The 26209-nt window shown below is 71.1% G+C and carries 21 protein-coding genes; 12 read left to right on the top strand and 9 right to left on the bottom strand.

Going from position 1 to position 26209, the window contains the following annotated elements; all coding sequences use genetic code 11:
• Positions 1-176 precede the first annotated feature (176 nt).
• From IAG42_RS08820 to IAG42_RS08805, 4 genes are all read right to left on the bottom strand, one after another.
• Positions 177-1103, bottom strand: coding sequence for an amino acid ABC transporter permease (locus IAG42_RS08820; RefSeq protein WP_188336475.1), 927 nt, complete (start codon positions 1101-1103; stop codon positions 177-179).
• A complete protein-coding gene (locus IAG42_RS08815) occupies positions 1100-1747 on the bottom strand; it encodes an amino acid ABC transporter permease (RefSeq protein WP_188336474.1) in 648 nt (215 codons plus the stop codon). The genes IAG42_RS08820 and IAG42_RS08815 overlap by 4 nt, the downstream gene beginning before the upstream one ends.
• 121 nt (positions 1748-1868) lie before the next feature.
• Complete coding sequence (locus IAG42_RS08810; RefSeq protein WP_188336473.1) at positions 1869-2789, bottom strand: glutamate ABC transporter substrate-binding protein; 921 nt, start codon at positions 2787-2789, stop codon at positions 1869-1871.
• A 96-nt stretch (positions 2790-2885) separates the two neighbouring features.
• Positions 2886-3665 carry an amino acid ABC transporter ATP-binding protein gene (locus tag IAG42_RS08805; protein WP_188336472.1) on the bottom strand — a complete coding sequence of 260 codons (780 nt, stop codon included), beginning with the start codon at positions 3663-3665 and terminating at the stop codon, positions 2886-2888.
• Between the two features lie 252 nt (positions 3666-3917).
• On the opposite strand from IAG42_RS08805, the gene IAG42_RS08800 reads away from it, so the two are divergent.
• The gene (locus IAG42_RS08800; protein WP_188336471.1) at positions 3918-4604 is read left to right on the top strand and encodes a response regulator transcription factor; all 687 of its coding nucleotides are present in this window, start codon (positions 3918-3920) and stop codon (positions 4602-4604) included.
• Positions 4605-4625: 21 nt separating this feature from the next.
• Positions 4626-6077, top strand: a complete 1452-nt coding sequence (locus IAG42_RS08795) for a sensor histidine kinase (RefSeq protein ID WP_188336470.1) — start codon at positions 4626-4628, stop codon at positions 6075-6077.
• 68 nt (positions 6078-6145) lie between these two features.
• Here IAG42_RS08795 and IAG42_RS08790 read toward each other — a convergent pair whose 3' ends face one another.
• The gene (locus tag IAG42_RS08790) at positions 6146-7150 is read right to left on the bottom strand and encodes a TAXI family TRAP transporter solute-binding subunit (RefSeq protein WP_188336469.1); all 1005 of its coding nucleotides are present in this window, start codon (positions 7148-7150) and stop codon (positions 6146-6148) included.
• A 137-nt stretch (positions 7151-7287) separates the two neighbouring features.
• On the opposite strand from IAG42_RS08790, the gene miaB reads away from it, so the two are divergent.
• Entirely contained in the window at positions 7288-8823 is a 1536-nt protein-coding gene (miaB, locus tag IAG42_RS08785) for a tRNA (N6-isopentenyl adenosine(37)-C2)-methylthiotransferase MiaB (protein WP_188336468.1), read from the top strand.
• A 92-nt stretch (positions 8824-8915) separates the two neighbouring features.
• Entirely contained in the window at positions 8916-9635 is a 720-nt protein-coding gene (locus IAG42_RS08780) for a class III extradiol dioxygenase subunit B-like domain-containing protein (RefSeq protein WP_188336467.1), read from the top strand.
• A 225-nt stretch (positions 9636-9860) separates the two neighbouring features.
• Here IAG42_RS08780 and IAG42_RS08775 read toward each other — a convergent pair whose 3' ends face one another.
• The gene (locus tag IAG42_RS08775; protein WP_188336466.1) at positions 9861-10133 is read right to left on the bottom strand and encodes an antitoxin; all 273 of its coding nucleotides are present in this window, start codon (positions 10131-10133) and stop codon (positions 9861-9863) included.
• A 55-nt stretch (positions 10134-10188) separates the two neighbouring features.
• Complete coding sequence (locus IAG42_RS08770; RefSeq protein WP_188336465.1) at positions 10189-10467, bottom strand: hypothetical protein; 279 nt, start codon at positions 10465-10467, stop codon at positions 10189-10191.
• A gap of 182 nt (positions 10468-10649) precedes the next feature.
• Between IAG42_RS08770 and miaA the strand changes: the two genes are divergently transcribed.
• The 6 genes from miaA (at position 10650) to hflX (ending at position 18580) form a co-directional block, all read left to right on the top strand.
• Positions 10650-11588 (top strand): tRNA (adenosine(37)-N6)-dimethylallyltransferase MiaA, encoded by a 939-nt coding sequence (miaA, locus tag IAG42_RS08765; protein WP_188336464.1) that lies wholly within the window; start codon positions 10650-10652, stop codon positions 11586-11588.
• A 107-nt stretch (positions 11589-11695) separates the two neighbouring features.
• Positions 11696-12163: a hypothetical protein gene (locus IAG42_RS08760; protein ID WP_223205912.1), complete on the top strand. Its 468-nt coding sequence runs from the start codon at positions 11696-11698 to the stop codon at positions 12161-12163.
• Positions 12164-12219: 56 nt separating this feature from the next.
• On the top strand, positions 12220-13089 hold the full coding sequence (gene dapF / locus IAG42_RS08755) for a diaminopimelate epimerase (RefSeq protein ID WP_188336462.1): 870 nt from the start codon (positions 12220-12222) through the stop codon (positions 13087-13089).
• Positions 13090-13228: 139 nt separating this feature from the next.
• On the top strand, positions 13229-15349 hold the full coding sequence (locus IAG42_RS08750; protein WP_188336461.1) for a RelA/SpoT family protein: 2121 nt from the start codon (positions 13229-13231) through the stop codon (positions 15347-15349).
• A 77-nt stretch (positions 15350-15426) separates the two neighbouring features.
• Positions 15427-16893 carry a M1 family metallopeptidase gene (locus IAG42_RS08745; protein WP_188336460.1) on the top strand — a complete coding sequence of 489 codons (1467 nt, stop codon included), beginning with the start codon at positions 15427-15429 and terminating at the stop codon, positions 16891-16893.
• A gap of 190 nt (positions 16894-17083) precedes the next feature.
• Positions 17084-18580 carry a GTPase HflX gene (gene hflX / locus IAG42_RS08740; protein ID WP_188336459.1) on the top strand — a complete coding sequence of 499 codons (1497 nt, stop codon included), beginning with the start codon at positions 17084-17086 and terminating at the stop codon, positions 18578-18580.
• A gap of 136 nt (positions 18581-18716) precedes the next feature.
• On the opposite strand, the gene IAG42_RS08735 is transcribed toward hflX, so the two are convergent.
• Both IAG42_RS08735 and IAG42_RS08730 read right to left on the bottom strand, forming a co-directional pair.
• Complete coding sequence (locus IAG42_RS08735; RefSeq protein ID WP_188336458.1) at positions 18717-19913, bottom strand: trypsin-like serine peptidase; 1197 nt, start codon at positions 19911-19913, stop codon at positions 18717-18719.
• A gap of 310 nt (positions 19914-20223) precedes the next feature.
• On the bottom strand, positions 20224-21447 hold the full coding sequence (locus IAG42_RS08730; protein WP_188336457.1) for a trypsin-like serine peptidase: 1224 nt from the start codon (positions 21445-21447) through the stop codon (positions 20224-20226).
• 632 nt (positions 21448-22079) lie between these two features.
• On the opposite strand from IAG42_RS08730, the gene IAG42_RS08725 reads away from it, so the two are divergent.
• Positions 22080-23744, top strand: coding sequence for a diaminobutyrate--2-oxoglutarate transaminase family protein (locus IAG42_RS08725; RefSeq protein ID WP_188336456.1), 1665 nt, complete (start codon positions 22080-22082; stop codon positions 23742-23744).
• A gap of 112 nt (positions 23745-23856) precedes the next feature.
• On the top strand, positions 23857-26058 hold the full coding sequence (locus IAG42_RS08720; RefSeq protein ID WP_394811200.1) for an IucA/IucC family protein: 2202 nt from the start codon (positions 23857-23859) through the stop codon (positions 26056-26058).
• Positions 26059-26209 lie beyond the last annotated feature (151 nt).

Genomic DNA, 26209 nt, shown 5'->3' with positions numbered 1-26209 from the left:
GACCGAGGGCGCGGGCGGCGTACTGGACGTACAGGGAGAGGCAGTTGGAGCGGGGTGCGCGTTCACAGAGCGTATGCAACCCATTGCCGGTGCTTGCGTCAAGTGACGGAGGCAGTGGCGATCATGCCACTGCCTCCGTCACGACGGCCGATCGGGTCGGCCCGGGTGATGCCCCGTCAGGCGCTGCCGTCCTTGGGCGTGGAGAGCGTCTGGTCGGCCTCGGCCAGCTCCACGACGGGCTCGGCGGCCGCGGCGACGGCGATGCCCTTCCTGGCCCGGCGGCCGCGCCGCTCGATCCAGGAGGCCAGCCAGGACAGGGCCAGACACATCGCGATGTAGATGACGCCGACCACGATGACGACCGCGGTGATCGGGTTCTCGCCGTTGACGATGATGTTGTTCGCCATCTGGCGGGCCGCGTACAGCAGCTCCGGGTACAGGATCACGTAGCCGAGCGAGGTGTCCTTGAGGGTCACCACGAGCTGGCTGATCACCGTGGGCAGCATCGCCCGTACGGCCTGCGGCAGTTGGAGCATCGTCATGACCTGCGTCTTGCGCATGCCCAGCGCGTACGCGGCCTCGACCTGGCCGCGCGGCACGGCGTTCACACCGGCCCGCAGCACCTCGGCCTGCACACAGCCGTTGTAGACGGTCAGACCGATGACGAGTGCCCAGAAGCCGGAGTTCTCGCCGACGACGCCGAGGTTCTCCTTGTAGGTGAGGAAAAGCACCCACAAGGCGTAGATCGTGATCAGCAGCGGGACCGCGCGGAACAGCTCGATGAAGCCCGTCGCGCACCGGCTGACCGCCTTGTGGTCGGACAGCCGCGCGACCGCGAGAAGCAGACCGAGCACCAGGGAGAGCGCGCCGGCGACCGCGAACACCTGCAGGGTGGTCAGCACGCCGTCGCGGATGTTGGTGCGCACACCCGCGTTGTTGAAGATGTTCCAGACCTCGGGCTCCAGCTGGCCCTTCACGTTCATCCGGTAGATCGTGAAGGCGATCAGGCCTAGGACGGCGAGGGAGCCGACGACCGTGTAGATCCGGTTGCGCACCTTGGCCCGGGGGCCGGGGGCGTCGTAGAGGACGCTCGAACTACTCATCGTGCGACCCCCATGCGCCGCTCGAGCAGCCGGAAGAGACCGCTGATGGAGAAGGTGATGACGAGGTAGCCGAGGGCCACCCACAGGAAGATCCAGCCGATCGTGTAGCCCTTGTCGCTCAGCAGCTTCTGGACGCTGAAGAGCTCGGCGACGCTGAAGGCGCCCGCGATGGCGGAGTTCTTGGTCAGCGCGATGAAGATCGAGCTGAGCGGCGGCAGCACCGTACGGGTGGCCTGCGGCAGGATGATGAGACGCAGCGTCTGCGAGAAGGTCATGCCGATCGACCGGGCGGCCTCGGCCTGGCCCAGCGGCACCGTGGTGATGCCGGAGCGGACGGCTTCACAGACGAACGCCGACGTGTAGCAGCCCAGCGTGATCAGGGCCTTCATCCACGGGTTCAGACCCGGGAAGAAGATCACCGGAAGGACGAACCAGACGATCAGGAAGAGCAGCGTCAGGGGCGTGTTGCGAAAGAGCGTCACCCATGCGGTGCCGAAGAGGCGCAGGGGCGGGACGGGGGAGACACGGAACCCGGCGATGATCACGCCGAGGACCATCGCCAGCAGCCCGCTGGCCAGGGTCAGCAGGACGGTGCCTATGAACCCCTCGCGGAACTCCGGGAGATAGTCGAGCAATACGTTCACGGGGAAGTCCTCGTGGGCGGCGGGCGGGCAGGAAAGGCCGCGCCACGGGCGCACCGCGGACGGCGCGCCCGGAGCGGGGCGTACTCCTCAGGCGCGGAGCGCGCCGGTCAAGAGCGCGCGATCAGTAGCGCTCGAGGGCCGGCGGCTCGGTGTAGGCCGACTTCGACAGACCCAGCGTCGCGTCGTACGCCTTCTTGTAGTCGCCGTTCTTCTCGTGCGCCTCGATGGCGTTGTTCACCGCGTCGCGCAGCGCCTTGTCGTCCTTGTTCATGCCGATGCCGTACGGCTCCTTGGTGAACGGCTTGCCGACCACCTTGAGCTTCGTCGGGCGCTGGGCGGCGTAGCCCTTGAGGATCGCGTCGTCCGTGGTGACCGCGTCCACCTCGTTGTTCAGCAGCTGCTGCACACACTCGGAGTACTTGGACAGCTCGACGGTCTTCGCGCCGTACTTGGGCTTCTTGATCTCCTGCAGCGGGGTCGAGCCCTTGATGGAGCAGACCGTCTTGCCCTTGAGCGAGTCGGGGCCGGTGACGCCCTTCTCGTCGGCGCGCACCAGGAGGTCCGCACCGGCCATGAAGTACGGGCCGGCGAAGCCGACCTGCTTCTTGCGCTCGTCGTTGATCGTGTAGGTGCCGACGTAGAGGTCGACCTCGCCCTTGGAGATGGTCGTCTCACGGACGTTCGAGTCGACCGTCTTGAACTCGATCTGGTCGGGCTTGAAGCCGAGGTCGGCGGCGACCATCTTGGCGATCTCGATGTCGAAGCCGGAGCGCTTGCCGTCGGTGTCCTGGAAGCCCAGGAACGGCTGGTCGTCCTTGGCACCGAAGACGATCTTGCCGGCCTTCTGGGCCTTCTTCAGGGTCGGGGAGTCGACCTTGACGTCCTTGGCGACCGTGTACGTCGGCAGCTTCGGCTGGTTCTTGCCACCCGAACCGCCGGCGGGCTTGTCACCGGCGTTGCCGGACTCGCCGCCACACGCGGTGGCGGTCAGGGCGAGAGCGGCGACGGTGGCCGCGACAGCGGCGGACTTGCGGAGATTCATCGTGAACATCCTTCGTGTCGGCAGATTCGGCAGTCTGAGAGGTCGACGCGCGCGGAGCCTCGGTCCTGGGCCCGAGGGCGCACGTACGGCGCGCGTCTAGTGGTGCAGGATCTTCGACAGGAAGTCCTTGGCCCGGTCGCTGCGCGGATTGCTGAAGAACTGGTCGGGGGTGGCCTCTTCGACGATGCGGCCGTCGGCCATGAAGACGACACGGTTGGCGGCGGAGCGGGCGAAGCCCATCTCGTGCGTGACCACCACCATCGTCATGCCGTCCCGGGCGAGCTGCTGCATCACCTCGAGGACCTCGTTGATCATCTCCGGGTCGAGCGCCGACGTGGGCTCGTCGAAGAGCATCACCTTCGGGTCCATCGCCAACGCCCGTGCGATGGCGACACGTTGCTGCTGTCCGCCGGACAACTGCGCGGGGTACTTGTCCGCCTGGGCGCCGACGCCCACCCGGTCGAGCAGCGCGCGCGCCTTCTCCTCGGCCTTCTTCTTGTCCGCCTTGCGGACCTTGACCTGGCCCAGCGTCACGTTCTCGAGCACCGTCTTGTGCGCGAAGAGGTTGAAGGACTGGAAGACCATGCCCACGTCGGCACGCAGCCTGGCCAGCTCCTTGCCCTCCTGGGGCAGCGGCTTGCCGTCGATCGTGATCGACCCGGAGTCCACGGTCTCCAGGCGGTTGATCGTGCGGCACAGCGTCGACTTGCCGGAGCCCGACGGGCCGATGACGACCACGACCTCGCCTCGCGCGATGGTCAGGTCGATGTCCTGGAGCACGTGCAGAGCGCCGAAGTGCTTGTTGACTGCGCTCAGCGCGACCAGTGTGTCGCCCGCGGGGGGAGTGGCGTCCTTGGTCACCGAAACTTCGGTCATCGGGGTCTTGCTCCATCCTCCTCGGTTGGGAGGACAGTAGTAACCCGGTACGACCAGCGTCATTACATCTGAGGGGAAATTGAGCATAACGATCCGGTCGCAACCGGACACGATCTGTGAAGGGTCGCGGCCCTCGCGTACCGGCTGCATAACGGAACACCGACGAGGCCCGCAGACCCTTGACGACTTCCTCATGGATCGGCGTGGATGCCTTGGTGAACCCATGGGATCGACACAGGTGAGGGGGCCGGAATGAGACTGCTGCTCGTCGAGGACGACGACCACGTCGCCGCGGCCCTGTCCGCCGTGCTCTCCCGGCACGGCTTCGAGGTGCGGCACGCGCGCAACGGGGAGGAAGCCCTCCAGGCCCTCGTCCCGGACCCGGCCGCCTTCGGCGTCGTCCTGCTCGACCTGGGACTGCCCGACCAGGACGGCTACGAGGTCTGCGGCAAGATCCGCAAGCGCACCTCGACGCCCGTCATCATGGTCACCGCGCGCGCGGACGTCCGCTCCCGCATCCACGGGCTGAACCTCGGCGCCGACGACTACGTGGTCAAGCCGTACGACACGGGGGAGCTGCTCGCCCGTATCCACGCGGTCAGCCGGCGCAGCGTCCAGGAGGAGGCCGCCCCCGCGTCCGACCACGAGGTGCTGCTCGGCGACGTGGTCATCGACCTGCCTACGCGGCAGGTCACCGTGGAGGGCGCCGCGGTGCAGCTCACCCGTAAGGAGTTCGACCTGCTGGCCCTGCTCGCGCAGCGGCCCGGGGTCGTCTTCCGGCGGGAACAGATCATCAGCGAGGTGTGGCGCACCAGTTGGGAGGGCACGGGGCGCACCCTGGAGGTGCACGTCGCCTCCCTGCGCTCCAAGCTGCGCATGCCCGCCCTGATCGAGACCGTGCGCGGCGTCGGCTACCGGCTCGTCGCCCCGGCCGCCTAGCGGAAGCCGTAGAGTCCCCGGGTGCGCGCCCGTCTGCTTCCGCTGCTCATCGTCCTCATGGCGGGCGTCCTGCTCGCGCTCGGCTTCCCGCTCGCCGTGAGCGTGGCCTCCGCCGAGCAGCAGAAGGTCGTCGTCGACCGCATCGACGACACCGCCCGCTTCGCCTCGCTCGCCCAGTTCGTCACGACACGGCCCGGCGAGAACGGCGCACAGGCCCCCGACGAGCGCCGCCAGACCCTCCAGAAGGAACTCGACCGCTACTACACCGTCTACGGGATCAAGGCGGGCGTCTTCTTCCGCGACCACGTGCCGATGGCCCGCTCGCCGCGCGCCTTCGGAGTGCCCGCGGGAGGCGCCCTGCGCGAGGCGTTCGACGAGGCCCTGTACTCGCGCCGCAGCCACGACCCGTCCCAGGTCTGGCCCTGGCGGCACGGACGCCTCGTGGTGGCCTCCCCGGTCATCCGCGACGGTGACGTCGTCGCCGTCGTCGTCACCGACTCGCCCACCGGCGCGATGCGCGCCAAGACCCTGCGCGGCTGGCTGATCATCGCGGCGGGCGAGGTCGCCGCGATGCTGCTCGCGGTGGGCGCCGCGCTGCGCCTCACCGGCTGGGTGCTGCGGCCCGTACGGGTCCTGGACGCCACCACCCACGACATCGCCACGGGCCGGCTGAAATCACGGGTCGCGGCCGCCGGCGGCCCGCCGGAACTCAGACGCCTGGCCCGGTCGTTCAACGAGATGGCCGACAACGTCGAGGACGTGCTGGAGCAGCAGCGCGCCTTCGTCGCCGACGCCTCGCACCAACTGCGCAACCCGCTCGCCGCCCTGCTGCTGCGCATCGAGGTCCTGTCCTACGAACTGCCGGAGGGAAATGAGGAGATCGCATCCGTTCAGGCCGAGGGCAAGCGCCTGGCCCGCGTCCTCGACGACCTGCTCGACCTCGCCCTGGCCGAGCACGCCGGCGCCGACCTCCAGCTGACCGACATCGGGGCGCTCGCCGCCGAGCGCGTCGAGGCCTGGCGGCTCACGGCCGACGACAAGGGCGTACGCCTGGTCGCGCACTGCCCCGCCGTCACCGGCTGGGCCGACCCGATCGCCCTGTCCAGCGCCCTGGACGCCGTGGTGGACAACGCGCTCAAGTTCACGCCCGAGGGCGAGCAGGTCACGGTCACGGTCGTCGCGGGCGGCGAGACCACCGCCGTCGAGGTCACCGACGGCGGCCCCGGCCTGCGCGACGAGGAGCTCGCCCGCATCGGCGACCGCTTCTGGCGCAGCGGCCGCCACCAGAACGTGAAGGGCTCCGGCCTCGGCCTGTCGATCTCCCGCGCCCTGCTCACCGCGGGCGGCGGCTCGATCGCGTACGCCCATCACGAACCGCACGGGCTGCGCGTGACGCTCCGGGTGCCGAGGGCCGCGCCGCTGCCGCGTCAGGGCGCGGGGGCGGACGCCGAGCAGGACCTGGCCGAGCGGTAGCCAGAGCTGGGGGCTGAACGCTGAGGGCAGGGCTCGGGCTCAGCGGCTGGACTCAGCGGTCTCAGGGCTCAGGGTTTGACCGAGCGGTAGTAGCGCCGCGCGCCCTCGTCCAGGGTGAGCGGATCGGTGTAGATCGCGGTGCGCAGGTCGACGAGCTGCGCCGCGTGCACCCGCGCGCCGATGTGGTCCCGGCTGTCGATGACCGTTCGGGTCACCGCCTCCGCCATCTCCGGATCGATCCGCTCCGTCGTGACCAGCAGGTTCGCCACGGCCAGCGTATTGACCGCCTTGCCGTGCTGGGCGTGCGGATAGGCGTCGGCCGGCATCGTGGCAGCCCTGTAGTAGCGCGAGGAGCCGCCCTGGGCGTGCAGCTCGTCGATGAGGCTGCCGAGCTCGACGAGACGGATCGGGAACTGCTCCGACAGCGTGCGCACGTGCTGCGTCGTCAGGCCGCCCGACCAGAAGAAGGCGTCGATCTGGCCGGCCTGCAGAGCGGTCGGCATGGTGTCTATCCCGAGGCCGACCGGGACGATGTCCTTCTGCGGGTCCAGGTCCGCCGCCAGCAGGATCCGGTTCGCGATCAGCCGCACGCCGGACGCGCTCCCGCCCACGGCGACCCGCTTGCCGCGCAGATCGGCCACCGACCTGATCTTGGACGAGCGGGGCACGACCAGCTGCATGTAGTCGTCGTAGAGGCGGGCGCAGGCGCGCAGCTGCTCGGCGCCGGGCCGGCCCTCGAGCTGGTACTTGGCGACCGCGTCCGCGGCGGCGATCGTGAAGTCGGCCTTGCCGGTCGCCACCCGCCGTACGTTGTCCCAGGAGCCCTCGCTGCCGTCGAGCCGCACGTCGACGCGGGGCAGATCACGCGCCATGGCGGTCTTCAGCAGGTTCCCGTACTTCTCGTAGACGCCCGTCGGGGCGCCGGTGCTGAACGTCACCTGCCCGCTCGGCGCCTCGTCCTCCAGCGGCAGCAGCCACCACAACAGCAGCCCCACCACCACGAGCCCGGCCACGGATCCCCGCAGGACGTGGCGGCGGGCCGGGCGCAGGCGGCGGAGGGCGGTGAGCGGCATGGGCGCGATCCTGCCAGGTGGGGGCGGGGGCTGACCAGGGTTGACGGCGCACGTCACGGCCCGCCCGCCGCCGGATGCCGGGCGTGACGGGAGGAGGCGGCACGGGGCGCCCCCGCGAACCCCATACCCTTGTCCGTATGAGCAGCAGCGACCCGCGTCCGTCCGCCGTGGACGATCGTTCTCCCAATCCCCCCAAGACGTACGAAGTACGCACCTACGGGTGCCAGATGAACGTCCACGACTCCGAGCGCCTCTCGGGCCTCCTGGAGGGCGCCGGATACGTCCGCGCCCCCGAGGGCTCCGACGGCGACGCCGACGTCGTGGTGTTCAACACCTGCGCGGTGCGGGAGAACGCGGACAACAGGCTCTACGGCAACCTCGGCCGGCTCGCCCCCCGCAAGGCCTCGCGCCCCGGGATGCAGATCGCCGTGGGCGGCTGCCTCGCTCAGAAGGACCGCGACACCATCGTCAAGAAGGCGCCCTGGGTGGACGTCGTCTTCGGCACGCACAACATCGGCAAGCTGCCCGTCCTCCTGGAGCGCGCCCGCGTCCAGGAAGAGGCGCAGGTCGAGATCGCGGAGTCGCTCGAGGCCTTCCCGTCGACGCTGCCGACCCGCCGCGAGAGCGCGTACGCGGCCTGGGTGTCGATCTCCGTCGGCTGCAACAACACCTGCACCTTCTGCATCGTCCCGGCGCTGCGCGGCAAGGAGAAGGACCGCAGGACCGGCGACATCCTCGCCGAGATCGAGGCCCTCGTCGGCGAGGGCGTCTCCGAGATCACGCTGCTCGGCCAGAACGTGAACGCGTACGGGAGCGACATCGGCGACCGCGAGGCCTTCAGCAAGCTGCTGCGCGCCTGTGGCCGGATCGAGGGCCTGGAGCGGGTCCGCTTCACGTCCCCGCACCCGCGCGACTTCACCGACGACGTGATCGCCGCCATGGCCGAGACGCCCAACGTGATGCCGCAGCTCCACATGCCGATGCAGTCGGGCTCGGACACGGTCCTCAAGGCGATGCGCCGCTCGTACCGCCAGGAGCGCTTCCTCGGCATCATCGACAAGGTCCGCGCCGCCATCCCGCACGCCGCCATCACGACCGACATCATCGTGGGCTTCCCCGGCGAGACCGAGGAGGACTTCGAGCAGACGATGCACGCCGTGCGCGAGGCCCGCTTCTCCCAGGCCTTCACCTTCCAGTACTCCAAGCGTCCCGGGACCCCCGCCGCCACCATGGAGAACCAGATCCCCAAGGAGGTCGTGCAGGCGCGCTACGAACGTCTGGTCGCTCTCCAGGAGGAGATCTCCTGGGAGGAGAACAAGAAGCAGGTCGGCCGCACCCTGGAGCTCATGGTCGCCGAGGGCGAGGGCCGCAAGGACGGCGCCACCCACCGCCTGTCCGGCCGCGCCCCCGACAACCGCCTGGTGCACTTCACGAAGCCGGACGAGGAGGTCCGCCCCGGTGACGTGGTCACCGTGGAGATCACCTACGCCGCCCCGCACCACCTGCTCGCCGAGGGCGCCGTCCAGAGCGTGCGCCGCACCCGCGCGGGCGACGCCTGGGAGAAGCGCACCCAGGAGACGCGGGACAAGGCGCAGGGCGTCATGCTCGGCCTGCCGAAGATCGGCGTCCCGGAGCCGCTGCCGGCGGCCACCGGAGGCTGCGCCGTCGACTGACGCGGCCGGCCGCCCGGGGCCCGCTGCGTCGCCGCGCGTGCGACCGGCGGCCCCCGGTCACGGGCGTCGGCCCGCGCAGTAGGCTGCCGATCATGCTTGTCGCTGCCGCCGTGTGCCCCTGCCCCCCGCTGCTCGTGCCCGAGGTGGCGGCGGGTGCCGCCCCCGAGCTGGACGCCGCCCGCGCGGCGTGCGACGAGGCGATCGGAGCGATGATCGCGGCCCGCCCGGAGCTGATCGTGGTCGTCGGCCAGGGGGCGCGCAACGCGCACCACGCGGCCGGCGCCCGCGGCTCGTTCCGCCCCTTCGGCGTCGACCTCGACGTGACCCTCGGCACCGCCCCCGCGGAGGAGCGGGAGACCGAGGCGGAGGCCGAGCTGCCGCCCTCCCTCGCCGTCGGCGCCTGGCTGCTCGCCCGCGCGGGCTGGGACGGCCCGGTGCGCGGCTACGAGGTCACGGACGACCGCTCCTGGCCGGTCAACGGCGAGGACGGCGTCCACATCGCCGGGTACGCGGACCGCGTCGGCCTCCTCGTGATGGGCGACGGCAGCGCCTGCCGCACCGTGAAGGCGCCCGGCTACCTGGACGAGCGCGCCGAAGGCGTCGACGCGGAGATCGCCGCCGCGCTGCGCGACCTGGACGACGAGGGCCGCTTCCCGAACCTGGACGCGGATCTCGCCCGTGCCCTGAAGATCTCCGGCCGGGGCCCGTGGCAGATCCTCCTCGGAGCCTGGGACAAGGAGCCCGGCACGGCCCGACTCCTCTACGAGGACGCGCCGTACGGGGTCGGCTACTTCGTGGCCTCCTGGACGTAGCGGCGCCTTCTGGGAAGCCTACTGGTGGGCCCTTGCACTCGGCCCACAGGACGCGCAGGCGTCTACAAGGCGGGCAGGCGTCTATTAGGCGCGCACGCGACTACAAGGCGCGCACGCGTCTACAAGGCGAAGGCGCCCGTACGTCTAGACAGATGGTGTGCACACGGCGACGGCCGCGAAGCCCGATGGCTTCGCGGCCGTCCGCACGAGGTGACGCGCGTGGCGTCAGGAGGCCGGAGGCGGGGTCGGCGGGGTGCCGTCGCCCCCCTTGCCCTGGGCCCCCCGGTCGGGGGACTCGGACATCCGGTCCACGGCGTCCTTGGCCTTCGCCGTGCCCTGCTGGATCTTGTCGCTGTACTTGCCCTTGGTCCTCTTGTCGACCATGTCGGCGGCCTTGTCGAGGCCCTGGTCGATCTTGTCCCCGTGCTGCTGCGCGAGGCCGGAGGCCTTGTCCTTGGCGGGGCCGAACTTGGCTTTGAGCTGGTCCAGGAAGCCCATGGATCTCACTTTCCTCGCGGATGTCCCACGCCCGGACGGGCGTGCGCGGCAGGTGCTACTGGCGGGCGCCCTCGCCGGCCTCGCTGTCGGCCGCCTGCTCCGCGGACTGCTGCTTCGGGATCTCCACCGCGTCGGTCGCGGCGGGAGCCGCCGGCTCGTCCGTCTCCGGGGCATGTGCGGACCCCTCCGCCTCCGCGGGGGCCGGCGCCGGGTCGCCCTCGGCCTCCGTGGCCTCGGGCTCGGCGTCGGCCGTCACGACGGCGGCCTCGGTCTCGGCCGACGACGCCTCCTCGCTGTCCTTGGCCTTCCGGCGGAACATGGCAAAAACGCCCATTTCAACTCCATACGGTACTCGTGCGGGCGAAATCCCGCCCTGCCCGGTGCGTCCCATTGCGCCGCCCGGGTCGCCGGTCCTCGAAACCGGCGGCTGGAACCTCGCAACAGGCAACGACCCCGCACCGGGCTCGTCACGTAGCTCGTTCGAGAAGCGGCAAGAAGGTTTGCGAGACTGGGACGGTGAGTAGCGCAGCTCCCGCCCCGCGGGTCATCGCCGTCGTCGGGCCGACCGCCGCCGGAAAGTCAGATCTCGGTGTCTTCCTCGCCAAGGAACTCGGCGGCGAGGTCGTCAACGCCGACTCCATGCAGCTGTACCGGGGGATGGACATCGGTACCGCCAAGCTGACGCCCGAGGAGCGCGAAGGAGTCCCGCACCACCTGCTCGACATCTGGGACGTCACCGTGACGGCCAGCGTCGCCGAGTACCAGAAGCTCGCCCGCGCCGAGATCGACCGCCTCCTCGCCGAGGGCCGCTGGCCCGTCCTGGTGGGCGGCTCGGGCCTCTATGTACGCGGCGCGATCGACAAGATGGAGTTCCCCGGCACCGACCCCGAGGTGCGCGCCCGCCTGGAGGAGGAGCTCGCACTGCGCGGCCCCGGCGCCCTGCACGCGCGGCTCGCCGCCGCCGACCCGGAGGCCGGCGCCGCCATCCTGCCGAGCAACGGGCGGCGCATCGTGCGCGCCCTGGAGGTCATCGAGATCACCGGCAAGCCCTTCACGGCCAACCTGCCGGGTCACGACTCCGTGTACGACACCCTGCAGATCGGTGTGGACGTCGCCCGCCCCGAGCTCGACGAACGCATCGCCACGCGCGTGGACCGCATGTGGGAGGCCGGACTCGTCGACGAGGTCCGCACCCTCGCCGACCAGGGCCTGCGCGAGGGCGTCACGGCCTCCCGGGCCCTCGGCTACCAGCAGGTACTGACGGCGCTCTCCGGAGACTGCACCGAGGACGAGGCGCGCGCCGAGACCGTGCGCGCCACCAAGCGCTTCGCGCGCCGCCAGGACTCCTGGTTCCGCCGCGATCCCCGCGTCCACTGGCTCAGCGGAGCCGTCGCGGACCGCGGGGAACTCCCGGCCCGGGCAATGACGTTGATCGAACGACCGGTTACAGCCTGATCACGTGATGGCATCGGGACGCCCGGGCGGTCATCCCGGCCACTCCGGGCGTGCCATCATCGACCATCGATCGACCAGTGGAGTCCGGAGTGGGAGGGCGCGTGGCGATGGAGGCCAGCCCTCGTGACACCGCACCAGGCGGGGATCAGTTGAGCCCTGACGGTCCTGAGGCGACCCCGGACGGCGTGATCGCCGACGGGCCGACCGCCGAGGAGATCGCCGCGCAGGACGAGGCGGCGGAGGTCGAGGTCGAGCTCCGCCCGCAGCGCAGGCTCCGCATCTGGCAGCTCGCGCCCATCGTCATGCTGGCGACGCTCGGCTCCCTGATGTTCGCCTTCCCCCTGTTCTTCGAGTTCGGCGACGGCGGCGCCGTGGTCGCGATGCTCGGGCTGCTGATCAGCTCCTGCGCCGCCGGCTGGGGCATGATGGCCGCCCGTCGCGTCGGCTACACCATGCCCGGCCTTCCGCCGCGCGGCTCCGGCCGCAGACCGGACTGGCGCGTCGTGGGCGCCTACGTGGTCGTCGTGGCGTCCGTCGCCGTGCTGGCCGTCTGGCGCGTCGCCCGCCTGCGGTGACCGGCCGCACACGGCCCCCGCTCACCCCCGGCGCGCTGACCCCGTACGATCGAGAGATGACCACTTTCCTCAAGGGTCACGGAACCGAGAACGACTTCGTGATCATCCCGGACGCGGAGAACGCGGTGGCGCTCCCGCCGTCCGCCGTGGCCGCGCTCTGCGACCGCAGGGCGGGCATCGGCGGCGACGGCCTCCTGCACGTCGTGCGCTCCGCCGCGCACCCCGACGCGCGGCACATGGCCGAAGAGGCCGAGTGGTTCATGGACTATCGCAACGCGGACGGCTCCGTCGCCGAGATGTGCGGCAACGGCGTACGGGTCTTCGCCCGCTACCTCCAGCACGCCGGTCTCGTCGCCGAGGGCGATGTGGCGGTGGCCACCCGCGGCGGCGTGAAGGCGGTCCACATCGACAAGGAAGGCCTCGTCACGGTCGGCATGGGCCGCGCGACGCTCCCCGAGGGCGACGTCACCGTGTCCGTGGACGACCGCTCCTGGCCCGCCCGGAACGTGAACATGGGCAACCCGCACGCGGTCGCCTTCGTCGAGGACCTCGCCCAGGCGGGCACCCTTTACGACGCGCCCCCGTTCACCCCGGCGAGCGCCTACCCGCAGGGGGTGAACGTGGAATTCGTCGTGGACCGCGGCCCGCGCCACGTCGCCATGCGCGTGCACGAGCGTGGCGTCGGCGAGACGCGGTCCTGCGGCACCGGAGCCTGCGCGGTGGCCGTCGCCACGGCCCGCCGCGACGGTCACGACCCCGTGGCCGACGGCACCCCGGTGACGTACGAGATCGACCTGCCCGGCGGCCGGCTCAGCATCACCGAGCGGGCGGACGGGGAGATCGAGATGACCGGGCCCGCGGTCATCGTGGCCGAAGGTGAGATCGACGCGGACTGGTTCGCGGCGATCGAAACCGTAAACCCGTAAGCCTTCGCTCGAATGGGTGATCCGTTTCACGCTGGGCGAGAGGGGGACTGCGCCACGTGATGGGCTCGGTAGCATCAAGCACCGGTCCGGACGGGTGCCCCCGCCAGCCCGCCGCCGGTCGATCAAGCCGGAGGTGCTCATGAGTGCGGAGGCGACCAACCCCGCGACGCCCGGGCCGATCACGCCCGAAGCACCTCGCAGGCGTGCCCGCCCACGGATCGACCTGCGCCGCCTCGGCCGGGCCGCGCTGCTCGGCTCCGCGACCCGCGACCGGCTCCCGGACGCGATCAGCCACGTCGTCGAGGCCCACCGCGCGCACTACCCGGACTCCGACCTGGAGCCGCTGCGCCGCGCCTACGTGCTCGCCGAGTCCTCGCACCGCGGTCAGATGCGCAAGAGCGGCGAGCCGTACATCACGCACCCGCTCGCCGTCACGCTGATCCTGGCCGAGCTGGGCGCCGAGGCCACCACCCTGACCGCCTCCCTGCTCCACGACACGGTCGAGGACACCGAGGTCACCCTCGACCAGGTGCGCACCGAGTTCGGCGAGGAAGTCGCCTATCTGGTCGACGGCGTCACCAAACTGGAGAAGGTCGACTACGGGGCCGCGGCCGAGCCCGAGACCTTCCGCAAGATGCTCGTCGCCACGGGCAACGACGTGCGCGTCATGTCGATCAAACTCGCCGACCGTCTGCACAACATGCGTACCCTCGGCGTCATGCGCCAGGAGAAGCAGGAACGGATCGCCAAGGTCACGCGGGACGTCCTGATCCCGCTCGCCGAGCGCCTCGGCGTCCAGGCGCTCAAGACCGAGCTGGAAGACCTCGTCTTCGCGATCCTTCACCCCGAGGAGTACAAACAGACCAGGGAGCTCATCGCGGCGAACGCGGCCCGCACGGAGCACCCCCTCGACGAGATCGCCGAAGAGGTGCGCGGCGTGCTGCGCGAGGCGGGCATCACCGCCGAAGTCCTCATCCGGCCCCGGCACTTCGTCTCCGTGCACCGCGTGCGGCGCAAGCGCGGCGAGCTGCGCGGCGCCGACTTCGGGCGCCTGCTCGTCCTCGTCTCCGAGGACGCGGACTGCTACGGCGTGCTGGGCGAGCTGCACACCTGCTTCACGCCGGTCGTCTCGGAGTTCAAGGACTTCATCGCCGTCCCCAAGTTCAACCTGTACCAGTCGCTGCACACCGCCGTGGCCCGCGCCGACGGCGAGGTCGCCGAAGTCCTCATCCGCACGCACCAGATGCACAAGGTGGCCGAGGCCGGCGTCGTCGCCCTCGGCAATCCCTACACGCCCTCCGGCGAGGAGCACCTGGACACCGTCGGCGAGCGCTCCGACCCCACCCGCCCCGGCTGGCTCTCCCGCCTCCTCGACTGGCAGCAGTCCGCGCCCGACACCGACACGTTCTGGTCGACGCTGCGCGAGGACCTGGCCCAGGACCGCGAGATCACCGTGTTCCGGCCCGACGGCGGCACCATCGGGCTGCCCGCGGGCGCCAGCTGCATCGACGCCGCGTACGCGCAGTACGGGGAGGACGCCCACGCCTGCATCGGCGCGCGGGTCAACGGACGCCTCGCCGCGCTCGGCACCGTCCTCTCCGACGGCGACACCGTGCAGCTCCTCATGGACCAGGACGCGGCCTCCGAGCCGTCCCGCGACTGGCTGGACCACGCCAAGACCCCGGCCGCCCGCATCGCCATCCGCCGCTGGCTCACCGCGCACCCCGAGGGCCCCCGCGCCCCCGAGCCGGAACCGGAGCCGCGGGCCGCCTACAGCGGCCCCTCGGCCCGCCCCGCCGCGGCGAACGCGGTGGTGGACCAGCCCGGCGCCGGCGTGCGCCTCGCGGGCTGCTGCACGCCCGTACCGCCCGACGAGATCACCGCCTTCGCGGTGCGCGGCGGCGTCGTCACCGTGCACCGCGTCGAGTGTTCCGGCGTGGCGCGCATGAAAGCGGCGGGGCGCGCGGAGATCGGCGTGCGCTGGGCCGACGCCGAGACCGCCGAGTACCGCGTCACGCTGATCGCCGAGTCCTTCAGCCGCCCGCACCTCCTCGCCGATCTCACCGAAGCCATAGCGCTCGAGGGCGTCGCCATCATCTCGGCGACCGTCGACCCGCCCGACCAGGGCCGCGTCCGCCACACCTACACCCTCCAACTCCCGGACGCGGACCGCCTCCAGAACCTGATGCGGGCGATGCGCAACGTGCCGGGCGTGTACGACGTGGACCGCGCCCGGCACGCCGCCGCCGGGGCGCACTGAGCGAACCCGGGGTCTCGTTCGGGTGGTCCGGCGCGTGCCGTCCGGGCCTTCGGGGCGCGCGCTGATAGCCGTAGGGGATGCTGCTCAGCTCCCGAACGCCCCGCACCGCCGCACTGCTCGCCGCCGGTGTCTCCCTCGCCGTGCTCGCCGCCGCCGCGCCGCAGTCCGCGACCCCGCTCGGCGTGGGCGACCGCCTCTTCCCGCACCTCGGCAACCCCGGCTACGACGTCCAGTCGTACGACATCGCCTTCACCTACCAGGGCGACAACAGCAAGCCGCTCGACGCCGTCACCAAGATCGACGCGCAGGCGACGTCCATGCTCGACCGGATCAACCTCGACTTCTCGCACGGCACGGTGCACTCCGTGAAGGTCAACGGCCTGCGCGCGGACTTCACGACGAAGGGCGAGGACCTGGTCGTGACGCCGACGCGGTCCGTCGTACAGGGGGAGCCGCTGCACATCACCGTGGAGCACACCAGCGACCCCGTGCCCGGCAAGGAGGAGATCGGCTGGGTGCGCACCAAGGACGGCCTCGCGATGGCCAACCAGGCGGACGCCGCGCACCGGGTCTTCCCGTGCAACGACCACCCGTCGGACAAGGCGTACTTCACGTTCCACGTCCGTACGCCCAAGGAGCTGACCGCCGTCGCCAACGGGCGGTCCGTGAGCACCACGCGCGCGGGGGACACCACCGACTGGACCTACCGCACGGAACACCCCATGGCCACGGAGCTGGCCCAGGTCTCCATCGGCCGCTCGTCCGTCCTGCGCCGCGAGGGCCCGCACGGCCTGGAGGTGCGCGACGTCGTGCGCACCGAGGACGTGAAGACGCTTGATCCCTGGCTCGCCGAGACGCCCGCGCAGATCGCCTGGATGGAGAGCAAGGTCGGCCGCTACCCGTTCGAGAACTACGGGCTGGTCATCGCCGACGCCACCACCGGATTCGAACTCGAGACCCAGACGCTCTCCCTCTTCGAGCGCGACCTCTTCACCCGCTCCGAGTACCCGAGGTGGTACGTCGAGTCGGTCATGGTCCACGAGCTGGCCCACCAGTGGTTCGGCGACAGCGTCAGCCCGCGCACCTGGTCCGACGTGTGGCTCAACGAGGGGCACGCCACCTGGTACGAGGAGCTGTACGCGCAGGAGAAGGGCGACCGCCCGATGGAGAAGCGGATGCGCGCCGCCTACGGGGCGTCGGACGCCATGCGCGCCGACGGAGGGCCGCCGGCCGCCCCGAAGAGCCCCGCGCCGGGCGAGAAGATCAGCATCTTCCGGCCGGTCGTCTACGACGGCGCCGCCCTCGTCCTGTACGCGCTGCGGGAGGAGATCGGCAAGGAGGCCTTCGAGAACCTGGAGCGGCAGTGGGTGAGCACGCATCGCGACGGCACGGCCACGACCGCCGACTTCGTCGCACTCGCCTCGCAGATCGCCGGACGCGACCTGAACGGCTTCTTCGACGCCTGGCTGTACGGGAAGAAGACGCCGCCCATGCCCGGACACCCGGACTGGAAGGTCGAGCCGGTGAAGACGGCGGAGAAGTAGGCTTCGGCCCGGCACACCGGGGAAAAACCCTGATGACGAGACGCCCCGTTCCGTGCGAACATCTTCAGGTCGACGGCGCGGAGCGGCTGGCGGGCCACCGGGAATCCTGGGGCCGGGCCGAGCGTTGTCACAGGTGACGGAGGCTGGTCTCCGTCACGATGTTCCGAAATCCCACAGACGTAAGGATCCAATGACCTCCTCTTCTTCCCCTTCCCAGGAAGCGCAGAGCCTCGCGCAGAACTACCCCGAAGGTCTTCGGGCCGATGCCCTGATGGAAGAGGACGTCGCCTGGAGCCACGAGATCGACGGAGATCGGGACGGCGAGCAGTTCGACCGCTCCGAGCGTGCGGCCCTGCGCCGCGTCGCGGGCCTCTCCACCGAGCTCGAGGACGTCACCGAGGTCGAGTACCGACAGCTCCGCCTGGAGCGTGTGGTGCTCGTCGGTGTGTGGACATCGGGAACGGTTCAGGACGCGGAGAACTCCCTCGCGGAGTTGGCCGCCCTCGCCGAGACGGCGGGCGCGCTCGTGCTCGACGGTGTGGTGCAGCGCCGGGACAAGCCCGACGCGGCCACGTACATCGGCTCGGGCAAGGCGCTCGAACTGCGCGACATCGTGCTCGAGACCGGAGCCGACACCGTCGTGTGCGACGGTGAGCTCAGCCCCGGCCAGCTCATCCACCTCGAGGACGTCGTCAAGGTCAAGGTGGTCGACCGGACCGCCCTGATCCTCGACATCTTCGCCCAGCACGCCAAGTCCCGAGAGGGCAAGGCGCAGGTCGCTCTCGCGCAGATGCAGTACATGCTGCCGCGACTGCGCGGCTGGGGTCAGTCGCTGTCCCGGCAGATGGGTGGCGGCGGCGGTGGCGGGATGGCCACCCGTGGTCCCGGTGAGACCAAGATCGAGACGGACCGGCGACGGATCCGCGAGAAGATGGCGAAGATGCGCCGTGAGATCGCGGAGATGAAGACGGGCCGCGACATCAAGCGCCAGGAGCGCAAGCGCAACAAGGTGCCCTCGGTCGCCATCGCCGGCTACACGAACGCGGGCAAGTCGTCCCTGCTCAACCGCCTGACGGGCGCGGGCGTCCTGGTGGAGAACGCACTGTTCGCCACCCTGGACCCGACCGTCCGCAGGGCCGAGACCCCGAGCGGCCGGCTGTACACGCTGGCCGACACGGTCGGTTTCGTCCGGCATCTGCCGCACCACCTTGTCGAGGCGTTCCGCTCCACGATGGAGGAGGTCGGCGACTCCGACCTGATCCTCCACGTGGTCGACGGTTCGCACCCGGCGCCGGAGGAGCAGCTCGCCGCCGTGCGCGAGGTCATCCGTGACGTCGGGGCCACCGAGGTCCCCGAGATCGTGGTGATCAACAAGGCGGACGCCGCGGACCCGCTGGTGCTCCAGCGCCTGATGCGCGTCGAGAAGCACTCGATCGCCGTCTCCGCCCGCACGGGCGCCGGCATGGAGGAGCTGCTCGCGCTCATCGACGCCGAGCTGCCGCGTCCCGAGGTCGAGGTCGAGGCACTCGTGCCGTACACCCACGGCCAGCTGGTGGCGCGGGCCCACTCGGACGGTGACGTGATCTCCGAGGAGCACACCCCGGAGGGCACGCTCCTCAAGGCACGCGTCCACGAGGAGCTCGCGGCCGAGCTCGCGCCGTACGCTCCGGCGGCGATCGCGAGCTGACGCGGCCGTCCCGCACGCCGGCACGACAGAAAGGAGGGCCCGCCCCGATGCGCTCGGGGCGGGCCCTCCTTTCTGTGTCGGAAGTCGTACGCCAGCCGGTCGGCCGTCACTGCCCGACCGGCTGCCGTACCGCTCGCTACTGGCTGCCGTACTTCTCGCTCATGGTGTCGAAGACCTGCTTGGCCTCGTCACCGAGCTGCGGTCCGGCCAGCCACGTGTTGTCCGCCGGGCCGATCGAGGTGTTCGACACCAGGACCGTCTTGCCGCCGCGGACGCGGAACCAGCCACCGCCGGAGGAGCCGCCCGTCATCGTGCAGCCGATGCGGTACATCGTCGGCAGCGTCGGCTCGAGCGACAGCCGGCCCGGACGGTCGAGGCACTTGTGCATCAGCAGACCGTCGTACGGCGGCGCGGCCGGGTAGCCCCAGGCGCCCATCGAACCGACCGACTGCACGGACGGCTTGGTGAAGTCGACGTCGAGCGCGTTCCCGACCGTCTCCTCCAGGGACTTGGTGCCCTGCTCGGGCTTCACGTGCAGCACCGCGAAGTCGTACGGGGCGCCCTCGCCGCCGGTCGGACCGCCGCCGTTGATCCACTCGTTCGAGGTCGACGCCCAGTCCGCCCAGTACGAGCCGTACGGGGCGATTTCCTGCTGCGTCGCGTTGCGCAGGGCGTCGGCGGACTTGCCCATGTCGTTGTAGGACGGCACGAACATGATGTTGCGGTACCAGCCGCCCGCCGAACCGGCGTGCACGCAGTGGCCCGCGGTCCACACCAGGTTCGAACGGCCCGGGTTGCGCGGGTCCTTGACGACCGTGCCCGAGCAGACCATTGAGCCCTCGGGGGAGTCGAAGAAGACCTTGCCGACCGGCGCGGCGTTCTCGTGGTACGGCGTCTTCTCCGGACGGGCCTGCACCGGGGACGGGTCGGGGTCGGAGACGCCCTGGTCGTCGGCGTAGTCCTTCGCCGCGATCGTCTTGTTCGGATCCTTCGCGGACTTCATCCGCTCCGGCTTCCACAGCCCGTCGATGACCGGGTTCACGAAGTCCTTGGCTTCGCGCAGCCAGTCGTCCTTGCTCCAGTTCTTCCAGGCACCGTCCTTCCACTTGTCGGGGTCGATGCCGTGCTCCTTGAGCCGGTCGGCGATGTCCCCGGGCAGCTTGGCGCCGTCGGAACCCTGCGACGCGCCGGCGGCGGGCTTGCCGCCCGCGGCGTCATCCTTGCTGTCGTTGCAAGCCGTGGCGGTCAGTGCCAGGACCACGGCGAGTCCGGTCACGGCGAGAGCGCCGCGACGCCCCCGCGCGCGCGTGGCGGACGGACGTATGGAACGCATGGTGCGAGTACCCCCGAGTGGAAAACGTGCGTCGGACCCGGCGGCGCGACACCGCCGTCGACGCGAAACTGTCATGAGCGTGTCATGAGCGGAGCGCATGTCCCTGTGGACCCGCTGTGACACAGCACCCCACTATGCCTGTGAGGTCGAGGACGAACTGCAGCGGGGTGGTGAAGGTTTCCCCACTCCCGCCGAAGATCCCGCCGAAGATCCGGACGAACCGCCGGACGAACCGCCGGACGAACCGGCCGGGGCGGGCCCGGGCAGCGCTTTCACCGCCGCCCGTAGCCCACCTCGAACCGGAAGGCTGCTACTGCCCGGCGTACTTCTTGCTCACCGCGTCGTAGATCCCCTTGGCCTCCTTGCCCAGGCGCGGACCGGCGAGCCAGCCCGAAGTCACCGGGCCGATCGAGGTGTTGGACACCAGCGCCGGCTTACCGTCGGAACCCTGGCCGACCCAGCCACCACCGGACGAACCACCGGTCATCGTGCAGCCGATGCGGTACATCGTCGGGTCCGTGTCGTTCAGCGACAGCCGGCCCGGCTTGTCGGCGCACTGGTACAGCTTCTGGCCGTCGTACGGCGGCGCCGCCGGGTAGCCCTTCGCGGTCAGCTGCGCGATCTCCGGCACCGCCGGGGCGTTGAAGTTCACCGGAAGCGCGGAACCCACCGTCTCCTCCAGCGACTTGCCCGTGCTGCCCTTCTCCGGCGTCACGTGGATCGCGGCGAAGTCGTACGGAGCACCCTCACCACCGGTCGGACCGCCCTGCTCGATCCACTGGTCGGACGTCTGCGCCCAGGAACCCCACCACACGCCGTACGGAGCGACCTCGCTCTTGGCGGCACCCTGCAGCTGGTCCGCCGACTTGCCGCCGTTGTTGTACGAGGGCACGAACGCGATGTTCCGGTACCAGCCGCCGTTCTTGCCCGCATGGACGCAGTGGCCGGCCGTCCAGATCATGTTCGACTTGCCGGGGTGCGCCGGGTCGGTCACGACCGTGGCCGAGCACACCATCGAACCCTCGGGCCCGTCGAAGAACAGCTTGCCCGCGTACGGAGCGCTGTCGTGGTACGGCGTCGCGGCAGCGGCGGCCCGCACCGGCTTCGGCGTCGGGTCGGTCACACCCTGGTCGCCCGAGATGTCGTTGTCGTCGACCTCGTGGTCCGGGTTCTTGTCCGCGTCCCGCATGCGGTCCGAGTCCCACAGACCGTCGATGATGGGATTGACGAAGTCCTTCGCCTCACGAAGCCACTTGTCCTTGTCCCAGTTCTTCCACTCGCCGCCCTTCCACTTGTCCAGATCGATCCCGTGCTCCTTGAGCCGGTCCTTGATGTCGTCCGGAACCTGGATGCCGTCACCCTCCGCGGGCGCGGCGGCCGTCGGCTTGCTGTTCGCGTCGTCCTCGGTCGGACCGCACGCGGTGGCGGTCAGCGTGAGGACGGCGCCGAGCGCAACAGCCGCCACCACGGGGGTCGTTCTCCCGCGCGCACTCCCTGCGCGGCGAGCGGCGAACAGCGGGCGTGTGGGTCGCATGTCGTGAATCCCCCTGGGCTTCGTCATCGTGCACTGCCGTACTCGTGCGGGGGACGGGCGCCTTGAGTCCCTCCCCGAACGGCACCCCACACTATGCCGGTGCCGTCGGAGCCGACCGACGGATCCGCAACGGTTCGGCTACAAGGCGAGCACCCCCTTCAACCGCCCCTCACGCCCACTGTGGCCTGCGCTTCCCTCGCTCCGACGCGCCCCGGCCCGACCTCGGAACGGCCCCGGCGGCGGCCGTCGGCCCGCGTTCGCACAGGACCAACTGGGACCGAGCGGCACCAAAGCGGCACCGAGGCGGACGGAGCCCGAGCCGTACACGGCTGACCGTCGAGGGGCGCGGAGGCCGGGGCGAGTCGTTCGGCGGCGAGGGGTGGTGTGCGGGCCACCCCCTACGCCGCGTGACGGCGGCGTGACAAAGGTCTCGTCATTCGTCGATGCGCGACCCGTGTTCCTCGCGCCCTCCCGTCGTTGGTACGCACGGGGGATTCGCAGTCGGCGCGCAGCCCTCGGTCCGTCCCGGCCCGGCGCCCGGACAGCCGCAGGAAGCGCGCACCGCTGCGTGCCGCCCACAGGTGAGCCGACGACCCGTGTCGGCCGTACGCCCAGCGGGAGGACCAGCAGACGTGGCCGTGACCGATCCTTCGCCCGTGCCGGCGGCCGCCCCGAACGACGCGGCGGCGCGCGGAGCAACCGCGCGCGGCACCACCGAGCACGAGGGAATCCTGCGCCGCCAGTCCGCGCGGGAGTCGGCCGCGCGCACCTACGCGCGTGCGCTGCCGATCGTGCCCGTACGGGCACGGGGGCTCACCATCGAGGGCGCCGACGGCCGCCGCTACCTGGACTGCCTCTCCGGAGCCGGCACGCTCGCCCTGGGCCACAACCACCCCGTGGTGCTCGAAGCCATCCGCGGCGTCCTCGACTCCGGGGCCCCACTGCACGTCCTCGACCTGGCCACCCCGGTGAAGGACGCCTTCACCACCGAACTGTTCCGCACCCTGCCGCCCGGCCTCGCCGACCGCGCCCGCATCCAGTTCTGCGGCCCCGCGGGGACGGACGCCGTGGAGGCCGCGCTCAAACTCGTCCGCGCCGCCACCGGCCGCACCGGCCTGCTCGCCTTCACGGGCGCCTACCACGGGATGACCGCGGGAGCGCTGGCCGCGTCCGGCGGCGCGACGGACGTCCGCGTCACGCGCCTGCCCTATCCCCAGGACTACCGCTGCCCCTTCGGCGTCGGCGGCCCCCGCGGCGCCGAACTCGCCGCCCACTGGACCGAGTCGCTCCTCGACGACACCAAAGCGGGAGTGCCCCAGCCGGCTGGGATGATCCTCGAACCCGTACAGGGCGAAGGCGGAGTGATCCCGGCCCCCGACTCCTGGCTGCGCCGCATGCGCGCCATCACCGAGCAACGCTCGATCCCCCTCATCGCCGACGAGGTGCAGACGGGCGTCGGCCGCACCGGCGCCTTCTGGGCCGTCGACCACAGCAGGGTCGTCCCCGACGTCATGGTCCTGTCCAAGGCGATCGGCGGCAGCCTCCCCCTTGCCGTCATCGTCTACCGCGACGACCTGGACGTCTGGCCCCCGGGTGCCCACGCCGGCACCTTCCGCGGCAACCAACTCGCGATGGCCGCAGGCGCCGCGACCCTGTCCTACGTCAGGGAGAACGACCTCGCCGCCCGCGCCGCCACCCTCGGCGCCCGCATGCTCGACCAACTGAACGCTTTGGCGAAGGAGTTTCCGTACATCGGTGACGTCCGCGGCCGGGGGCTCATGATCGGCGTCGAACTGGTCGACCCCGACCCTTCCTCGGGCCGGCCGACGGCGTCCGGCCCTGCCTCTGCTTCGGCCTCCGCCCATGCCTCCGCGTCCCTGTCCGCGCCCGCGCCCAGGAATGGGCTCGAGGGCCGGAGTCTCCACCGGGGCGGCGCCGGCGTTCCTGCGCAGGGCGGTGGCGCGGGGGGACAGGGCGGACGGGCTCGCGATGTGCGGGGCGGAGAGGTGCGGGGCGAGGAACTGCGCGACGGCGACCTGTTCCCCTCCAGACCCGACCACTCCGAGGACCCGCTCTTCGCGAATCACCGCGCGCCGCGTCCGGCCGCACCCGGCATCGCCGGCGCCGTACGCGACGCCTGTCTGGAACGCGGACTCATTGTCGAACTCGGCGGACGGCACTCCAGCGTCGTACGTCTCCTGCCGCCGCTGACCATCACCGATGAGCAGGCCGCTGCCGTCATCGACCGGCTCGCGGACGCCTTCGCGGCCGTCGCCCGAGCCCAGCACCTCACCTAGCCGGAGCCGGCCGAGCCCCCAACGGCCTGCCTCGACCCATCGCGGAATCGGCACACCGGACCGACCGGACCACCGCATCACGGAGCCCACCACCCCACGCGAGGAAGCCCCCTTGAACGCGACTCCCGCCTCCGACGGCCGTCCCCGACCCTCCGCAGGCGCCTGCGACACCCAGTCCCCCCACGCCATGGCCCGGGACACCGTGCCCCGCCAGAAGACCGCCGACGGCCAGGACGGAGACCGGCCGCGCACCACCTCCGGCGGCACCGACCTCCTGGAACACACCGACGCAGCAACCGCCGCCCAGGCGGCCGCAATCGAGAACCTGCTGCGCTGCTGGGTCCGTGAGAACGACATCGCCCCTCCTTCCCGCGGCCCGCTCCGCATCCCCCTGCCCGCGAGCGGCACCGCACTCCTCGTCCCTGTCCACTACTGGTCACCCACCGGCTGGCACCGCTTCGGCCTGCCCCGCCTGGAGAACGGCCCCCGCTCCGCGCCGTACGCGGACGCCGTCACCCTCGCCGCCCTGCTGAGCCGTGAATCCGGGCCCGGCGCGGAAGGCTCCGCCATCGACGCCACGGCCGACGACTCCGGAGACGAGACGGCGGCCGGTGCGGAAGCGCAGGCAGGGCAGGTCGTCACCTCGGCGACGGGGCCGGCGTCCGCGTCGGGGTCGGTGGCGACGCCGGAAACCGATGGGGGCGCGTCCGGAGCAGCTTCTCTTCACGCCGAGCAGCCCGTGACTGCCCCGTCGTCCGACCTGCTCCCCGGCGACCCCGGCCCCGTACCGCCCGGTGACGGCAGCGACCTGGTCGGCCGGGTCGCCGACTCGGTCCGGCGCACCGCCGAATTCCTCGCCGACCGACGTGCCCGGCCCGTCGACGTCCTGGACCGCTTCCTCGCCGGCGAACAGTCACTGCTTCTCGGACACCCCCTGCACCCCACCCCGAAGAGCCGCGAAGGTCTCTCCGAAGCCGAAGGGCGCCTGTACTCACCCGAAGTGCGCGGCTCCTTCCCCCTCCACTGGATCGCCGTCTCACCCGACGTCCTTGCCCAGGACTCCGCCTGGACCGAACGCGGCCGTCCTGTCACCGCAGCCGACCTGACCTCCCAACTCGCCGGCACCGAACTGCCGCTGCCCGCGGGCTGGGCCGCATTGCCCGTTCACCCCTGGCAGGCACGGGAGCTCCAGCACCGCGCCGACACCACAGCCCTTTTCGACTCCGGCCTGCTGCGCGACCTCGGCCCCAACGGTGACGCCTGGTATCCCACCTCCTCCGTCCGCACCCTGTACCGCCCCGACTCCCCGGCGATGCTCAAGCTCTCCCTCGGCCTGCGCATCACCAACTCCCGCAGGGAGAACCTCCGTAAGGAACTCCACAGGGGCGTGGAGGTCCATCGACTCCTCCGCACCGGACTCGCCGCGCAATGGCGTGCCGCGCACCCCGGCTTCGACATCGTCAGAGACCCGGCCTGGCTCGCCGTCGACGCGCCGTCCGGCACACCCGTGCCCGGACTCGACGTGATGATCCGCAACAACCCCTTCGGCCCGGGCGACGCCTGCTGCGTCGCCGGCCTCGTCTCCCCGCGTCCTTCGACCCGTGCCTCCGCACCTCTCTCTACCGGTCTGTCCACTGATCTCTCCGCCGGTCTCCCGGCCGGCCGCGTGGAAGACCGGTCCGAGGGCCACCCGCTGAGCTCTCGCCTCGCCGACCTCGTCACCGGCCTCGCGGCGCGCACCGGCAGATCCCTTGGAGCCGTCTCCACCGAGTGGTTCCTGCGCTACCTGGAACATGTCGTGCGCCCTGTGCTCTGGCTCGACAGCGAGGCTGGCATTGCCCTCGAGGCCCACCAACAGAACACTGTGCTCCTGCTGGACCCCGACGGCTGGCCGACCGGCGGGCGCTACCGCGACAACCAGGGCTACTACTTCCGAGAGTCCCGGCGCGTCGAGCTCGACCGCAGGCTTCCCGGCATCGGGCAGCGCAGCGACACCTTCGTCTCCGACGAGGTCACCGACGAGCGCTTCGCCTACTACCTCGGCATCAACAACGTCCTCGGTCTCATCGGGGCCTTCGGCTCCCAACGGCTCGCGGACGAACGCCTGTTGCTCGCGGCCTTCCGCCGATTCCTAGAAGGCGTCGCCACCGGACCCGACCGCTTGCGCAGCCCGCTCCCCAGCCGGCTGCTCGAGACGACCACCCTGCGGTGCAAGGCGAACCTGCTCACCCGGCTCCACGGCCTCGACGAGCTCGTCGGCCCGGTCGACACCCAATCCGTCTACGTCACCATCGCCAACCCTCTCCTTTCCTGAGGGGCGCACCTTCGCGAGCGCTCTCCCACTCCCTCTCGCTCCATCCCTCTGTCTCTGTCCTCTGTCTCCGTTCCTTCCGCCGAAGAACTCCCGGTGCTCCGAAGACTCGGGGCACCGGATGCAGCCTCGGCGAAGCAGCTCTTCTGCGGCC

This window comes from Streptomyces xanthii, assembly GCF_014621695.1.
Classification (GTDB): domain Bacteria; phylum Actinomycetota; class Actinomycetes; order Streptomycetales; family Streptomycetaceae; genus Streptomyces; species Streptomyces xanthii.
This window is presented reverse-complemented; position numbering and strand designations above follow the sequence as displayed.

Coding starts and splice junctions, on each gene's coding strand:
- IAG42_RS08800 (WP_188336471.1), top strand. CDS start 3,918: ATGAGACTGCTGCTCGTCGAGGACGACGACCACGTCGCCGCGGCCCTG.
- IAG42_RS08770 (WP_188336465.1), bottom strand. CDS start 10,467: ATGGGCGTTTTTGCCATGTTCCGCCGGAAGGCCAAGGACAGCGAGGAG.
- IAG42_RS08775 (WP_188336466.1), bottom strand. CDS start 10,133: ATGGGCTTCCTGGACCAGCTCAAAGCCAAGTTCGGCCCCGCCAAGGAC.
- IAG42_RS08730 (WP_188336457.1), bottom strand. CDS start 21,447: ATGCGACCCACACGCCCGCTGTTCGCCGCTCGCCGCGCAGGGAGTGCG.
- IAG42_RS08820 (WP_188336475.1), bottom strand. CDS start 1,103: ATGAGTAGTTCGAGCGTCCTCTACGACGCCCCCGGCCCCCGGGCCAAG.
- IAG42_RS08790 (WP_188336469.1), bottom strand. CDS start 7,150: ATGCCGCTCACCGCCCTCCGCCGCCTGCGCCCGGCCCGCCGCCACGTC.
- hflX (WP_188336459.1), top strand. CDS start 17,084: ATGACCTCCTCTTCTTCCCCTTCCCAGGAAGCGCAGAGCCTCGCGCAG.
- miaB (WP_188336468.1), top strand. CDS start 7,288: ATGAGCAGCAGCGACCCGCGTCCGTCCGCCGTGGACGATCGTTCTCCC.
- IAG42_RS08780 (WP_188336467.1), top strand. CDS start 8,916: ATGCTTGTCGCTGCCGCCGTGTGCCCCTGCCCCCCGCTGCTCGTGCCC.
- IAG42_RS08760 (WP_223205912.1), top strand. CDS start 11,696: ATGGAGGCCAGCCCTCGTGACACCGCACCAGGCGGGGATCAGTTGAGC.
- IAG42_RS08805 (WP_188336472.1), bottom strand. CDS start 3,665: ATGACCGAAGTTTCGGTGACCAAGGACGCCACTCCCCCCGCGGGCGAC.
- IAG42_RS08735 (WP_188336458.1), bottom strand. CDS start 19,913: ATGCGTTCCATACGTCCGTCCGCCACGCGCGCGCGGGGGCGTCGCGGC.
- IAG42_RS08750 (WP_188336461.1), top strand. CDS start 13,229: ATGAGTGCGGAGGCGACCAACCCCGCGACGCCCGGGCCGATCACGCCC.
- dapF (WP_188336462.1), top strand. CDS start 12,220: ATGACCACTTTCCTCAAGGGTCACGGAACCGAGAACGACTTCGTGATC.
- IAG42_RS08745 (WP_188336460.1), top strand. CDS start 15,427: ATGCTGCTCAGCTCCCGAACGCCCCGCACCGCCGCACTGCTCGCCGCC.
- IAG42_RS08810 (WP_188336473.1), bottom strand. CDS start 2,789: ATGAATCTCCGCAAGTCCGCCGCTGTCGCGGCCACCGTCGCCGCTCTC.